The sequence below is a fragment of the Streptomyces sp. NPDC059002 genome (genome assembly GCF_042740435.1).
GTDB lineage: Bacteria > Actinomycetota > Actinomycetes > Streptomycetales > Streptomycetaceae > Streptomyces.
On sequence record NZ_JBHYJI010000075.1, the window covers coordinates 1 to 13,989 of the forward strand.

The following is a 13,989-nucleotide window of genomic DNA, read 5'->3' on the forward strand; positions in this document are numbered from 1 at the left end:
GCACCCTCATCTGGCTCACCACATGATCGACAAGACGCTCCCTAGGGCTTGTCCGACGGTTCGGCACCAATTCACAAACCTGCTCTAGTGATCTTCCCATCCATTGAGTGATCCTTCCCAGCGTGTCGAATTGGTGCCAGCGCGGCGTGGAGAGCCTGCGTGAGCCCGGAGTGCGGCCTGGCCGGGCGCCACGCAGCGGCTGCATGAACAGCCCACCGCAGACGCTGCTCGTTGAGAGGCAGCAACACCGGACCCACCTGCGGAGGTACCTTTGCGGATCATCGCCCGAACCATCGCCACCGTACTCATCGGCATCACCACACTGGCCACCGCCGGAACAGCGTCGGCGGAGGACAAGTCACTGGAGAGCGCCGTCGCTTCGGTGGGCCCCGTCAGCGTTGCCATCGACGCCGGGAGCCTCTTCTTCCAGCTGTACGAATCGGGCGTCTACGACGATGTGTTCTGTTCGCCTGACGGCCTGAACCACGGCGTCACAGCCGTCGGCTACGGATCCAGCAAGAACATGTGCGGAATCGCGGAGATGGCGTCCTACCCCGTCGTGTAACCGAAATCAGCGGCCCCGCCCAGCGCGTCCGGGCGGGGCCTGCACATAGCGCGACCCATCGGACAGACCCTAGGCCGTGTCCGAAGGCCCTCGTGGCGGATGTCATCGACCACCCCTCTCGGCGAGGGGGGAAGTCGGCCAGCTTGGCCAAGCTCCAGGCCGAGAACGGCAGGCCGTGCACGACCGGCTTGGACTTGGCGATCTTCTTGATCGCGCGCCGCTCGGGCAGAGCGAAGGTTCTGGGCCGACCGCCCGTGTACTTCGGGGGAGGGGGAGGGAGTCGAAGCCGTCGGCGTTGACGTTGTGGGTTACGTCCCGGCCCCGGTCGTCGCAGGTGAACGTCACCTCGGCGATCCTCGCCACCGGCATGCCCTGCGCGGATAAGAGCACCATCTGAGCCCGCCCCCAGGTCACCACCGCACCGGTACCTCTGCGGATGATTCGCACCAATCGCCTGCCCTCATCGTCATCAATCTCCCGGACCTGCACGCGTTCAGCCACATGATCACTCTGGCCGCCCTGTACCGAGCCGCGGTTGACCCTGACGCAGGGGCAACCTCTCAGCATGGTCGGCATGACGACGAGAACCAGTGCGACCGAGGCCGCCGGAGTGCGCATGGCGTACGGCAATCACAAGGCGGTCGCCGCAGCCGACCGGAGCCTTCACCAACGGACGGTCACCGGCAGACCGACCGGCGACGGCGGGGAGCGGATCGAGACAGGCGACAGGACGATGCAGCACTTCACGGTCCACCACGACGGCGTCACGATCCCGGTATCCCGCAGTGGCCGGGGACGGCCGCTGGTCCTGTGCCCTGGACTGAACTCGACACAGGCTGACCTGCAGGAGCTGACCGGGCTGTTGCGGCGCGACCACGACGTGGCGACCTTCGACCTCAGGGGCCATGGCCTCGCCTCGGCCGCCGACCTGTACTCCTTCGACGCCTTCCTGAGCGATCTCGCCGCCGTGATGGCGCGGCTGGAGCTCCTCGGCCTGCCCGAGGCGCCCGTGCTCGTGGGCTACTCGCTCGGCGCGGATCTGGCCGTGCACTACGCCTCCAGGCATCCTGGCGCCGTCGCCGGGCTTGTCCTCATCGACGGGGCGAACCCGGTGCCCGAACCGTTCATCACCGACGCCGATCTGGCGGAGTTCCGCGCCATGTGGGAGGAGCAGGCGGCGCGACAGAAGGCCGAGCGGGCCAAGGGCACTGAGCGGCAGGTGTTGCTGACCGCCCAGGACGTCCTCGGCCTGAACCTCGAGCTCGATGTGCTGCGGCCCGCACTCCTCGACCGGTACCGGAAGATCGACTGCCCCATCAGCATGATCATGTCGGCCTCGATGGCCGGCGACAGCACCGAAGGGCGTGCACCACGGCACAACCGGCTCTGGCGCGCCGGCATCGAGCGGCTCGTTGGTGAGCGGCCGCACATCTCCACGTCCTGGCTCGACGCCGATCACCGGCTGGCCTACACCCACGCCCCTCACATCGCCCAGATCATCCGCAGTACACAAGGTCCCGCCGACAGGCCGACTTCTTGACCGCTCCTGGGAGACTGGTCCGATGCTGACCATCGGCGAGCTGGCGTCGTACGCCGGGGTGACGGTGCGCGCGGTGCGGCACTATCACGCCAAGGGGCTGCTGCCGGAGCCGGAGCGGGACCACAGCGGCTATCGGAGGTACGACGCCGACGCCGTGGTCGAACTGATCAGGATCCGGACCCTCGCCGAGGCCGGGGTCCCGCTGGCGCGCGTGCGCGAGTTGCTGCAGGCCGACGAGGAGGAGTTCGCCGCGGTGGTCGCCGACATCGACGAGCGGCTGCGGGCGGAGATCCGGCAGCGGCAGCGGCACCGCGAACGGATCGCCCGCCTCGCCGCCGGGGACAGCCTGGCACTGCCCCCGCAGGTGGTCGAGATCCTCGACCGGCTGCGGGAGCTCGGGGTCGACGAGCGGATCGTGCGGGTCGAACGCGATGGCTGGATCCCGCTGGCCGCGCACGCACCCGAGCAGGTCCCGGAGTGGACGGCACGCAAGCAAGAGCAGCTCGCCGACCCGCAGCTCATCGGCTTCTATCTCGTCCTGGGCCAGGCACTCGACCGCACCGACGACGACCCCCGGCTGGCCGAGCTGGCCGACCAGCTGGCCGCCTACATCACGCAGATCGCCGACGAACAGGGCGAGGACTACCTCGACGCTGCCGACATCGAGCCACCGTTCGCCAAGCTGATGGATGCCCTGGCGTTCGGCACCGCGCCGTCGGCCCGCCGCCTGATCGAACTGCTGGAGCAGCGGGGCTGGACCGGCTGGACCAGGCTCAAGCGCGCGGACCCGGCACGGCGGTGGCCGGAACACGGCAGGCAGGACGACTCCGCGGCGCAGCGTTCCCGGTGTGAGCGGTGACGGCGGGCGCAGTACTGCCGGCCGAGGGCGCCATCCTCGGCGCTGATGTTGACGTAGCTGACCGGGCTGCGAATGTTCTCGTGGCCGCTCCGCGCCATCAGCATCGGAGCGAACCAGCCGCCAAGCGGTTCTGGTGAAGGTTGCTGCTGATCCGCGGATGCGGGTTTGTCGGCGGTTCAGCGTTTGGTCCGCGGTGTCGACAGCTGCTCGCGGCGGTCCATCAACACCTTGCCGATACGCGCGGAGACGTTGTCCAACACCACCATGGACGGCCTGGCCAAATGGCACTTGCAGCTGGTCCGAGCTTCGTGGACCGATCAGTCATCGGTAACCTGTGGCGAATGGATGATCGCGCTTTTACGAAACTGGTCGACTACCTCGGGCGAGTACCGGCTATTGAGTCGGCCATCAGGCATGGATCTGACGAGGCGGGTCACTGGTGGGTGAAGTTCGAGATCGATATCGAGCATCCCCTGGCATGGAATGTCGTGCAAGAACTCGGCTATGTCTTGAATCATCTTTCGCTGCAGGAGCGGCTTCCGACAGTCTTCAAGCCCATCTCGCCTCCGCCCTATCTGAACGGTGGTCCCGGCAGTTTCCTCTCGTGGGTCATTGAGGCCGACGATCCGGACTTCCGCCCAGGAACATGCGCAGGCTGGCTCGAAGGCCGACTGCCACGACCGGTGGACGATCTTGCTCAGTGGGTAGAGGACTGAACGTGTTCGCGCCGTCGCAGCGTCACTTGCGATGGAACATGGGTTCGCTGACGGGTCAGGGCCTGCTCTACGGCCGTGCCAAGGGCTTCGACGCTCGTGTGTGCACGGTGGGGACAGTCCTCGTGCGTGGCTGAACGCCAGACGTGTTCGATGTCGTTCAACTCCGGGCTGTATGGCGGCAGGTAGAACAGCTCCACTCCGATCTTCGCCAGTTGACGGCGGAGGCGGCCCGTGGACGCGTTGGCCGTGTGGGCCGAGGCGTTGTCCAGTGCAACCGTGCACGGCCTGCGCCGTCCCCAGACCGGCATGATGTCGACTCCGAGGCCGTCGGTGGCCAGGCCCAGCACGGCCGCGTCACCGCCCAGGCCGCCAGCCTCACGCAGACAAAGTCCAGCAGCAGGTCCGCATCGATCTTCTCGCTGAGGCTCTGCCAGGCCAGGTCCGGGACCGCAACACGGTCGAGCGCCTGATCAACAAACTCAGAGCGTGGCGCGGTATCGCCACCCGCTACGACAAGACCCCCGAGAGCTACCTCGCAGCACTCCACCTCCGCGGCGCGATCATCTGGCTCCGCAACCTCACTTGAAGACCCGAACTCCGCCTAAGCGATCTTGGTGATGTGTGGTGCGGCTTGGGTAGGCCACCTCGCGAGGGGGCTGCCATGGTGATGAAGCCGCCGGGTCTGGAGCTGTCGACGCAGCAAGTCGCCGAGCTGCGGCGGCGGTTGAAGTGCCGGGATCTCGTACCCAACGAACGGATGCGGCTGGACTGCGTGCGGCTCGCGGCCCAGGGCCGCACCGCGCCCCAGATCGCGTCGATCCTCGACAAACACGAGGTCACGGTGCGCAAAGCCCTGCACCGTTTCCTCGACGGAGGGTTCGAGGCTCTGGCGGACGCCGCGCGGCCGGGGCGTCCGCCGCGCTGGGGGCGCGAGGACCTTGATGCCCGGGAGGCGATGCTGGACGAGGCCGCGGTGCGAGGCGAGATCTGGACGCTGCCGGCACTGGCCGAGTGGCTGCGCCGCGAACGCGGTGTCGTCCTCGACTCCTCGTGGCTGTCAGTGCCGCTGCACCGGGACGGTTTCCGCTGGAAACGCACCCGGGACAGCATCCGGCACCAGGCCGACCCGGCCCTCCAGGCCGCAGCATGGGCACGACTGGAGGGTCTGCGGCTGTACGGCTGAAGTCCAAGATCGCTTAGCGCGGTGGGTTCGGCGGGGGGCCGTGCGGACAAGGACCCGGCAACGGGCACCTCGCCGCGCGGCCTACCCAGTGAGCCGCCTCCCGCTGCTTCCACGCCCCCGCCGATGCGGACGCCGAGGACTGGATCGCCGTCAAGACAGCCCGCATCCTCCGCGGATACGCCCAGTAGGCCGCCGACGAGATCCGCGCCGAGGCCGACCACTGCAAGCTGACGGGTGATCAACGCACGGCCGCCGACAAAGCCTGTCAACACCTCAGCAACAACGCCGACTTCGTCCACCACGACCGGGCACTCGCCGCCGGCTGGCCGAACACCGACGCCTCCATCCCGCCGCCGACCAGGCCAACTACAGACTCACCGCTCGAACAACGACCTCACCGGAGAAGAGCCGCACCCCAAGGGAATTGGCGGAGCGGGGTCACTGACTCAGCCGCCGTTCGTCCCGTGAAGACTCTGACGCACCCCTGGTCAACTGCCGTGCGCCTTTGTTAGGTTGCGCCGGAACCGATCTTCGGCCACTCCCTCTTCCGGCCGTAGCGGTCATCTCTCTGATCCGCTTACACCGTTTGGGAGAGTCATGCGCAATTTGAGAGTGCGGCGCGCCGCGATCGCGGGCGTCGTCGCCCTCGCCGTCGCCGCCGTGCCCGATGTCGCGTTCGGCGTTCAGGAGCAGTCCTCGTCGACGGCTGCCGGGAGCGACGCGTTCTACACCTACAACGGCAGCAAGCCGCTGTCCTCGTACAGTCCCGGGGACGTGCTCAAGGTCCGGACGCTGCCGTACCACGTCCTGGGTATCGCGACACCCCTCCAGGCGACGCAGCTGCTCTACCGCACCACCGATGAGCAGGGCCACCCGTCCGCAGGCGTGACCTCCGTGCTGCGCAGCCCTGGCGGCGACGGCCGCAAAGTCGTGTCGTACCAGTCGTTCTACGACTCGCTCGACCCCGAAGACGGTCCGTCCCGGGCGGTCGCGGGCAACGTCAAGCTGCCCGGCGGCTTGATCGCGAACGGCGAGTCCACGCTCGTGGCGTCGCTCCTGCTGTCCGGCTACGACGTCGTCCTCCCTGACACCGAGGGGCAGGCCGCCCACCTCACGGCCTCCCGCGAGTACGGGTACAACACGCTGGACTCCCTGCGTGCCGCTTCCAGCGCGGCGTCGAGGACCGGCATCAGCCCCGACGCGCGCGTCGGCCTCATGGGCTACTCCGGCGGCGCCGTCGCGACCAACTGGGCCGCCTCCCTCGCGCCCAAGTACGCCCCCGACATCAACAAGCGCCTGGTGGGATACGCCGAGGGCGGAGTGCTCGTGAAGCCCTCGCACATCCTCAGGTACATCGAAGGCAGTCAGGTGTGGTCCGGGCTCATCCCGGAGTTGCTCATCGGGCAAGCGCGTTCGTACGACTTCGACCTCAAGAAGTACCTGAACGACTACGGCAAGCAGCTGGTCGACGAGCACCAGCACTCCTCGATCGCCGACGCGCTGGGCCACTACCCCGGTCTGACGTGGAAGAAGATGGCGAAGCCGGAGTACGCGAACCCGAACTCCGTACCCGAGCTCGTCGAGGCGGTCAACAAGACCAACCTCGGCCTGGCACCGACCCCGACTGCCCCCGGCTATATCGGCCAGGGCAACGCCGGCTTCCTCGAGGGAACCACGAGCAATATCGCGGGCATCGGCTCGGGCGACGGCATCACGGTCGCCGGGGACACACGGGCGCTGGCGCGGAAGTACTGCGCCGAGGGCGCCACGGTCTGGTACAAGCAGTACGACGTCCTCAGCCACTTGACCGCGCCCACGGCCACGGTGCCCACCGCGCTCGCCTGGCTGCGCGCCCGGTTCGCCGGCAAGGAGGCCCCGTCCTCCTGCGGCAGCATCGCCGAGGGCAACTCACTTGCGGCTGACGAGACGGTCCCCGCCGGATGAGGACCTGACGAACCGCTCCGTCAGCCGGGTGGACAGCGCGTTTATGACGATGCCCTCCTGGAGTCGGTGCCGCGCAGCAGGTCCGCGGCTCGTTCGGCCACGGCGTACACCGTGGCGACCGTATTCGCCGACGGAATGGACGGGAACACCGAGGCGTCGGCGACCCGGAGTCCGTCGATGCCGTGGACCCGCAGGTCGGGCCCGGTGACAGTGAGGGGATCGGCCCCCATCCGGCAGGTGCCCACCGGATGGCAGTACGAGGTGAGGGTCCGGCGCACAAACCCGCGCACGGCATCGTCGTCGTCCGCGTCCGGCCCGGGAACCACCTCCCGACCACGCCACGGCGCGAGCGCCGGGGCGTGGCCGATCTCCCGGACGAGCCGCACACCGGCGACGACCGCCGCCAGGTCACGCTCGTCGGTGTAGAAACCCGGATCGAGCACCGGCGCCGCACCGGGATCGTCGCTTGCCAGCCGCAGCGTGCCGCGGCTGTACGGGCGGATCGCGGAGACAGCGATGGTGTAGCCGTCCTCGGGGTCCTTGTCCGAGGCCAGATGGGAAGGCAAGTCGACGAAGACGACCTGGAGGTCCGGCTCTTCGACAGCGGGATCGCTGCGTAGGAGACCGATGGCTTCGCCGTGGTTGTTGCGCCGTGGCGGCAGAGGGCGGGCCGCGCTCGACGTGACGTTGACGATCGGATGGTCGTGGAGCCGGGCGCCGACGCCCGGCAGGTCGAGGACGGTCGTGACACCCACGTCGGCAAGATGGGCCTGCGGGCCGACCCCCGACAGGAGCAGCAGCTGCGCGGAGCCGATGGCACCGGCGGTCAGGACGACTTCACCCGCGCAGTCGACGGTCACCTCGTCGGTACCGGTGCGGTACTCCACGCCGACACAGCGCCCGCCGCTGATGCGCAGCCGCCGCACCAGGGCGTTGGTCACGACGCTCAGGTTGGGCCGCTCCAGGGCCGGCGCGAGATAGGCGTCGGCGGCGCTCTGCCGCCTGCCGTCGACGATGTTGAGGTCCGTCAGTCCGAAGCCCTCCTCCAGGCCGCCGCTGATGTCGGCGGCCCTGGCATACCCCGTCTCCGCGGCCGCTTCCAGGCACGCTTCGATGACCGGATGCGGCGGGTCAGCGGGTCCCACGGTCAGGGGGCCGTCGATCCCGCGCAGTGCCGGATCGCGGCCCACCGCGGTCTCGCTGCGCCGGAAGTACGGCAGCAGATCGTCGAAGCCCCAGCCCTTGGCGCCCTGGCTGGGCCACCGGTCGTAGCCGGAGTGGTGGCCGCGGGCGAAGACCATGCCGTTGATCGCCGAGGATCCGCCGAGCCCGCGCCCTCGCGGCAGTCGTATGGATGTGCCGGTGGCCGACTGCTCGACGGTGAAGTCTCCCCAGTTCGCGGGGGTCTGGAGCAGGGTCGGCCATGCGGGAGGCGAGGTCTGCGCGGGCAGCACCTCTGAGCCACCCGCCTCGATCAGCAGGACATGAGTGTCCACGTCCTGCGACAGCCTCGCCGCCAGCACACAGCCGGCCGTCCCCGCGCCCACGATGACGAAGTCGAATCCCGGCACGCGGTCCTCCTTCGGAGCGTCGTCACTCCTGCACGGCTTCGCCCAGCCGCTATCAGGTATCGAAGCATCACGGTCGCACGGCGGGAAGATTACGCTTCCTCTGATTCCGTCACCGTAATGCTCCGAAAACACCGCCGACCAGGCGCCGTATCTGGTACTGGCGCGCTACGAAACAGGTGACCAGGACCTCATCGGCCGAGACGACCTCATACGCCGTCGGACGACGGCGAAGCCTGGACGCTGCCCAGCACACGGCACCTCCGTCCAAGGCGCCCCGATCGGTGTCCGGCCACGGCGTGATCACGACTCCGCACAGGCCCTGGTGCTGAGACCGGAGCCAATTGTGTGCTGCGTCCCTAGCTTGGCGTTTGCCACCCGTGGTCGCACGTCGCGTCGAACTTGCTTGGGATCTACTGTTCGCCTGGTGTGAGGGCGTTCTCTGTCTGGTCATGTGCGGGGTTGCGCGGCATAGGCGAGTTGTCGGGGGTTCTGTTCCGTGATGCAGGGCGGGGGATCTTGTTTCGGCTCCGCCTGAAACGGGTTCTGTTCGCTTCGGCGATGCGGCGCGGCCAGGAACTGGTGCGGTTCTTGCAGGGGCGTCTAGGGGCGTCTCTTCATCGCCCCTGCACTCGGCAGGCGGGCGCCAGCCTGGTCTCGCACCCGCGCCCGCAGCCCGCTTCTGGGAGTTCTTTGGCGGTCGCGAGTTCCTGCCGCAACGGTTACGTGCCGGGGTTCACCATGCCCCCCCTGCTGGCCTCAACTCGTCCGGTGCGTAGCTCACTTACCCAATCCCGATGTGTCGCGGGATTCCCCCTGGCCGTGTCAGGGCCGTTGTTGGCGAGCCGGTGCGGCTGCTGTCGAGCGGGCTATCAACGGCCTCAAGAGGTCCTGTCTCCTGTGCTGGTGCCACCAGGCCCGATAGACGTGCCTACGCCTGCCACGGCACCGCCACTGTCGCTTCGATCCGACTCTGGCTCCGCCGAGGACCCGCGAGATCGACCCTCTAGTATCGGTCAAGAGTTCCATAACAGAGGGCGCTTATGCGCCTGTTGCCCGAGAAAGACCGCTTTTCCTTGAACGAGACCCGTCCCCATGCCTTGTTTTCCTTCGGCACTCTCCTGGACGAGCGTGTCCAGAAGACCATCTTCGGACAGGCCGTTCCGCAATCACCGGCTGCGCTCGCCGGACACGCGACGCGGCCCGTCCGGATCACTGACCCCGAGGTAATCGCCACCAGTGGCCTCGACGTCCACCTCACGTTGGAGCGCAGGATCGGCGCCGAGGTCGAGGGCGCCGTACTGCACCTCACGGACGCCGACCTGGCCGCCGCCGACGACTACGAAGTCGACGACTACACCCGCCGTCGGGTACGGCTCTCCTCGGGTGCGAGCGCATGGGCGTACCTGGACGCGCGGCCGCTGCGCTCCGCATCTCGCATCGTGATCGTCGGCGACAGCATCGCGTACGGCCGTTGCGATCCGCAGGGTGGCTGGGCGGCCCGGCTGGCCGTCGGCCATATCGCTACGGACGAGACCGACAACCGCGTCTTCAACCTCGCCGTCCCCGGCTCCACGCTCGCCGAGGCCGCCGAGCAGACCCCCGCCCTGCTACCGGCTCGTCGCCCCGACACCGTTATGGTCGCGGCAGGCATCAATGACATGGCCTCGGCTGGCACCGACAGCGGCCCAGTCCGGCTGGAAGAGAGCCTCGAAGCGCTTGCAGCGACGGCCCTGGCTTACGGTGCGCGACTGGTCGTCGTCGGACCCACCTGGCTCGACGAGGACCGGGCCCCCGTCTATGAAGGTCTGTCCTTCACCCATGAACGCGCCTCGACCCTCCGCGAGAACCTGCGTTCCTGGTGTGCCGCCCATCACATCGACCATCTCGACCCGTGGGAACCGCTGCGTGACCGCCCCGACCTCCTCGCCGACGGCCTGCACCCCACGCCTGAGGGGCACGACGCGCTCCATCGGCACCTCACGGGCCTCGCCTTCTGAGAGCCGCGACACCCAATGCGGACTGGTCGTCTTGACCACACGGACCACACGGACCACATGACCCGCCGGACAGGTTCCAGTGCGCCCCACCCCCTCTCGCGTGGGACGTGCACCACCCCGCCGCGACCGGCGGACATCGAGGCACAGTTCCCCGAACTGTCCAGCTACCGAAGGATGTGCACACGGCTCCACCCGCGTCCCGGAGCACCGAAGCCGACTGAGAGTTCGGTCGGCGGTCCCTTCCTGGCTTCTTTCCGCGCTTCTTTCCGCGAGAACTGCTGAATTCCCGCGTTCCCCGCGGAGTTCGGCAGGCTAGCGCTGGCTACTGTTCGACGGCGGCTCAGGAGGAGCGGGCATTGCGTAGGGAGGCGGCGCGCATGTGGGTGTAACGGGTGAGGTCCTTCTGGTACGTCGGTGTCAGGTCAGCCTCGACGGTGCGCTGGACCGTGCGCACCCGTTCGGCGAAACGGGTCCGTTGCTGGCACCGTGCGTCCTCAACAGCCAGGGCCTGCTCGTGCGCGCCGATGCGGAGCAGGTCCTTGCGGGTGCCGGGGGAGGAGTTCAGGCTGTCCTGTATGTCCTCGGCCGGTGCGCGGAGGGAATCGTAGGGTCGGTCGGCCGCGCGCATGCAGGCGGCCCAGTCGCGTTCGGCGGCTTTATAGCGGGAACTTCTCTCGACGCTTCCCAGCACCAGGTTGACGAGCCCTTGCACCCGCGCCGAGGTCTGCCGCCAGGTCGAACCGTAGAGCAGCCGCTGGGACTTGGCGACACATCCGTCGGTCGCGTAGGTCAGGGTCGCGCCGTCCGGCAGCCGCAGCTGACGCCGGCCCTTCTTGGTGCCCTCGACCGCTTCGAGCCAGCGTGCCCGCTCGCGCGCGGACAGGTCCCGTGTCGCGCGGGCGTAGACGTCTTCGGTGGTTGCTGCCCCGGTAGGACCGGTAAGAGCGGAGGAGACCATCCCGTACCCGTCCTGCCGGGCCGTTTCAGGGGTGAGAAGTCCGTAGGGGTTGGCAGGCTCGGTCCCCGGCCCGGGCGGCACCTGGACGTAGCGCATCCCTCGCTGCCGCATACAGGCGCGGACGCGCCGCTCCTCTGCCTCGTGCAGCAACCGGGACTCCGCCGCGGAGAACTGTGCCACGCCGCGCAGAGGGACGGGCGGGGAGTGAGCGGGCGGCGGCTGGCGGTCGGGCGCTGAAGCACAGCCGACCGCCAGCCAGCCTGCCGCTACCAGGAGCAGCAGCCTGGAACGGGTCACACACACCACTTGTTCGAGTACGTGTGGTGCCAGAAGGCCGTGCCGTTCAGGTTCACCTTGTCTCCGCGCAGCATTCGGTAGGACCGTCCGCCGTAGCTCAGTTCGCTGTAGACCGTCACCGAGCACTGGGTGCCGTGGTTGTAGAGGGACTCGGCACCGGCGAACTTCGCGTACTGCTTGAGGTTGGTGTTGTTTCCGGCCACCTCTCCCGGGTCTCCGACACCGTTGAGGTTGAGGTAGGCACACAGCTTGGTGGCGGGGCAGGTCCAGGCCGCTTCGGCGGGAGCGGCCGTCGCCGTGAGCCCTGTGGCGGCCAGGGCGGCAGCGGCCGCCGAGGAAGCGATCACTCTCTTGACGCGCATGGCGATCCTCTCTCTGAGGCGAGTGTGCTGGGCTCTGTGGCTCCGCACGAGCGGCACCGCGGAACGCAGCTGCCGCCGGATCGGAACAGGATGAGTGTGGCGCCGCCGGGAAGGCCTGCCTTCTCCGAAATCGGCCATTCCGTGCAGGGCGTGGATGGTGCGGCTGCAGGTGCAGCCGCACCACCAGCCGATGGTTCTCGCGCACACCGGTGGCTCGTACCAGGATCATGAGTGTGCCTTCCTGAGGCGCCTCCAGCAGATCATGCTGCGGGCCAACGAGAGGAAGGCGTCGTGGAGTTCGAGGCGTCGTTCCCACCGGACGGCGAGGCGCTTGAACTGGTGGAGCAGGGCGAAGGTCCGCTCGACGACGTAGCGGAGTGTGCCCAGGCCCTTGATGTTCGGGGCGCCCTTGCGCGAGACCACGGGCATGATCCGGCGTTTGTGCAGTTCACGACGGACGGCCCGGGAGTCGTACGCCGTGTCGCCCAGTACGGCGTCGGGGCGGTGGCGGGGATGGCCCTGGCGGCCGGTCACGGGTGGGATGCCGTTGACCAGGGGGAGGGTCTGGGTGATGGCGTTGGCGTTCGCCGCGGTGGTTGTGACGTGGAGCGGGGTGCCGCGTCCGGCGCGGATCGGGCGGTGTTTGCTGCCCGTCTTCCGGCGGTCGACCGGCGACGGGCCGGTCTCGACTCCCTCCATTTCGTGTGGATGGGGGAGCCGTCCACGCACGCGCGGGACCGGTCGAGGTCGGTGCAGCCGCACCATCTGGCAAGGTTCGATCATGAACATGCACAGTGTGTTGCTCTATGGGTGCGCCGTGGTCGTCATCGTGTCGGGCATCCAACTCCTGGCGACGCTCGCCACGCAGGACCACGAGGAGATGTCTCCTCCCCTGGCCTTGCTGCGGGCGTGGCGGCAGCCTGTCCCGAGAGCCGCCACGGGGCTGGTGGCCGCCATGGTGGTGCTCGGCGTGGCCCAGACGGCTGCTCCCGCCATGATCGACGCACTCGAGCGACACCCTCATGGTGCGTGGTGGCGAGCCGTGACCGCCTTGACGGTGCAGTCCTCAGGCTGGTTCCAACTCCTGTTCAACCTGGCCGCGCTCGCAGTGGTCGCTCCGCTCGCCGAGCGGCAGTTCGGCTCCTGGCGGATGGTGCTGGTCTTCATGGCGAGCGGCGTGACGGCACAGGCGGTGAGCATGGCCGGCTGGAGCCTCCAAGGAGGCGGGGACTCCGTGGCGATCTGCGGTCTCGTGGGCGCTCTCGCCACTTGGTACGCGGCGCGCGGCAGTGTCATCGCCCTGCGGCGGGTGACTCTCCTCATCCCCGCCGCGGGTCTTGTCCTTTGCCTCCTCGCCAACAACCACGGCGTGGGTCTTCTTGTCGGCAGCGCGCTGGGAGTCGGACTGGCAACTTCTGCCCGCCCGCCCCTGGCGGTCTGACTCAGCGTGACGGCCGGCGGCCGGATAGTTCCCCAGGAACTGGCCGCCTGTGGGGAATTGCAACTGCTGTCCTCCGCGCGAGCTTGTCCGCCTCCGGCTCAGGCGGTCGGTGCGGCCCCGGAGCCCTTGGCCCTGGTTGCGGCCGGTGCGTTCGATCGCGTCGGGGTTGTCGAGTCGAGAAGCAGACGGCCGTCGTTGATGAACGGCAGGCCCGGCGCGGGGGGTTCGTGCTGGTGCCGTTGGCCACCGGGCGTAAGCGATACACGTGGCTGTCCTCTTCGTCGACTGGTGATCGGAGTGGTGGAGCTCTGGGGTAACGCTGGCCCGCGACGAGCCGACTATGCCTCGTGGGGCGGGACAGCCGCGTCAGCCGAAGATCCAGTTCCTGTCGAACCGGAAGGAGCGGAGGGATAGCGGCGCAATTCCGTTCGGCGAGGCGGTGACCGCGGGCTTTCCTGGCCGTGGGCGCGAACGGTGGGCCCCTCGAATCCTCCGGTTCAGTGGCGCGCATGGCATGATCACGGCGATCAGTACGCGCGAGTCATCGCGCTCCGTC

General features: G+C 68.4%; 13 protein-coding genes and 2 pseudogenes. 9 read left to right on the forward strand and 6 right to left on the reverse strand.

All coding sequences use genetic code 11. The annotated features are described in order from the left end of the window. The first annotated feature begins 271 nt into the window (after positions 1-271). Positions 272-565, forward strand: coding sequence for a C1 family peptidase (locus ACFWZ2_RS38630; RefSeq protein WP_384553996.1), 294 nt, complete (start codon positions 272-274; stop codon positions 563-565). An 80-nt stretch (positions 566-645) separates the two neighbouring features. On the opposite strand, the pseudogene ACFWZ2_RS38635 reads toward ACFWZ2_RS38630, so the two are convergent. After that, a pseudogene (locus ACFWZ2_RS38635) lies at positions 646-1,066 on the reverse strand (IS630 family transposase); the annotation flags it as partial. A gap of 73 nt (positions 1,067-1,139) precedes the next feature. Between ACFWZ2_RS38635 and ACFWZ2_RS38640 the strand changes: the two are divergent. From ACFWZ2_RS38640 to ACFWZ2_RS38650, 3 genes are all read left to right on the forward strand, one after another. Next, entirely contained in the window at positions 1,140-2,105 is a 966-nt protein-coding gene (locus ACFWZ2_RS38640; protein ID WP_384553998.1) for an alpha/beta fold hydrolase, read from the forward strand. A 22-nt stretch (positions 2,106-2,127) separates the two neighbouring features. Continuing rightward, positions 2,128-2,964 (forward strand): MerR family transcriptional regulator, encoded by an 837-nt coding sequence (locus ACFWZ2_RS38645; protein WP_384554000.1) that lies wholly within the window; start codon positions 2,128-2,130, stop codon positions 2,962-2,964. 341 nt (positions 2,965-3,305) lie between these two features. Continuing rightward, positions 3,306-3,680, forward strand: coding sequence for a hypothetical protein (locus tag ACFWZ2_RS38650; protein ID WP_384554002.1), 375 nt, complete (start codon positions 3,306-3,308; stop codon positions 3,678-3,680). Here ACFWZ2_RS38650 and ACFWZ2_RS38655 read toward each other — a convergent pair. Beyond that, positions 3,662-3,988 carry a transposase gene (locus ACFWZ2_RS38655; protein ID WP_384554063.1) on the reverse strand — a complete coding sequence of 109 codons (327 nt, stop codon included), beginning with the start codon at positions 3,986-3,988 and terminating at the stop codon, positions 3,662-3,664. The two genes, ACFWZ2_RS38650 and ACFWZ2_RS38655, sit on opposite strands and share 19 nt — an antisense overlap. A gap of 134 nt (positions 3,989-4,122) precedes the next feature. On the opposite strand from ACFWZ2_RS38655, the pseudogene ACFWZ2_RS38660 reads away from it, so the two are divergent. The 3 genes and pseudogenes from ACFWZ2_RS38660 to ACFWZ2_RS38670 all read left to right on the forward strand — a co-directional run. Beyond that, positions 4,123-4,266: pseudogene (locus ACFWZ2_RS38660) on the forward strand (IS5/IS1182 family transposase); the annotation flags it as partial. Positions 4,267-4,341: 75 nt separating this feature from the next. After that, complete coding sequence (locus ACFWZ2_RS38665; protein ID WP_384554004.1) at positions 4,342-4,863, forward strand: helix-turn-helix domain-containing protein; 522 nt, start codon at positions 4,342-4,344, stop codon at positions 4,861-4,863. Positions 4,864-5,460: 597 nt separating this feature from the next. Then, the gene (locus ACFWZ2_RS38670; protein WP_384554006.1) at positions 5,461-6,807 is read left to right on the forward strand and encodes a lipase family protein; all 1,347 of its coding nucleotides are present in this window, start codon (positions 5,461-5,463) and stop codon (positions 6,805-6,807) included. Between the two features lie 41 nt (positions 6,808-6,848). On the opposite strand, the gene ACFWZ2_RS38675 is transcribed toward ACFWZ2_RS38670, so the two are convergent. Continuing rightward, positions 6,849-8,378 carry a GMC family oxidoreductase gene (locus ACFWZ2_RS38675; RefSeq protein WP_384554008.1) on the reverse strand — a complete coding sequence of 510 codons (1,530 nt, stop codon included), beginning with the start codon at positions 8,376-8,378 and terminating at the stop codon, positions 6,849-6,851. 1,040 nt (positions 8,379-9,418) lie between these two features. Between ACFWZ2_RS38675 and ACFWZ2_RS38680 the strand changes: the two genes are divergently transcribed. Then, complete coding sequence (locus ACFWZ2_RS38680) at positions 9,419-10,375, forward strand: GDSL-type esterase/lipase family protein (RefSeq protein WP_384554010.1); 957 nt, start codon at positions 9,419-9,421, stop codon at positions 10,373-10,375. Positions 10,376-10,715: 340 nt separating this feature from the next. Here the strand turns inward: ACFWZ2_RS38680 and ACFWZ2_RS38685 are convergent, their stop codons facing one another. The 3 genes from ACFWZ2_RS38685 to ACFWZ2_RS38695 all read right to left on the reverse strand — a co-directional run bounded on the left by ACFWZ2_RS38685 (position 10,716) and on the right by ACFWZ2_RS38695 (position 12,691). Then, entirely contained in the window at positions 10,716-11,483 is a 768-nt protein-coding gene (locus ACFWZ2_RS38685) for a hypothetical protein (protein ID WP_384554012.1), read from the reverse strand. A 143-nt stretch (positions 11,484-11,626) separates the two neighbouring features. Then, complete coding sequence (locus tag ACFWZ2_RS38690) at positions 11,627-11,992, reverse strand: peptidase inhibitor family I36 protein (protein WP_384554014.1); 366 nt, start codon at positions 11,990-11,992, stop codon at positions 11,627-11,629. Between the two features lie 225 nt (positions 11,993-12,217). Further along, entirely contained in the window at positions 12,218-12,691 is a 474-nt protein-coding gene (locus ACFWZ2_RS38695) for a transposase (RefSeq protein WP_384554016.1), read from the reverse strand. 82 nt (positions 12,692-12,773) lie between these two features. On the opposite strand from ACFWZ2_RS38695, the gene ACFWZ2_RS38700 reads away from it, so the two are divergent. Further along, entirely contained in the window at positions 12,774-13,433 is a 660-nt protein-coding gene (locus ACFWZ2_RS38700) for a rhomboid family intramembrane serine protease (RefSeq protein WP_384554018.1), read from the forward strand. Positions 13,434-13,989 lie beyond the last annotated feature (556 nt).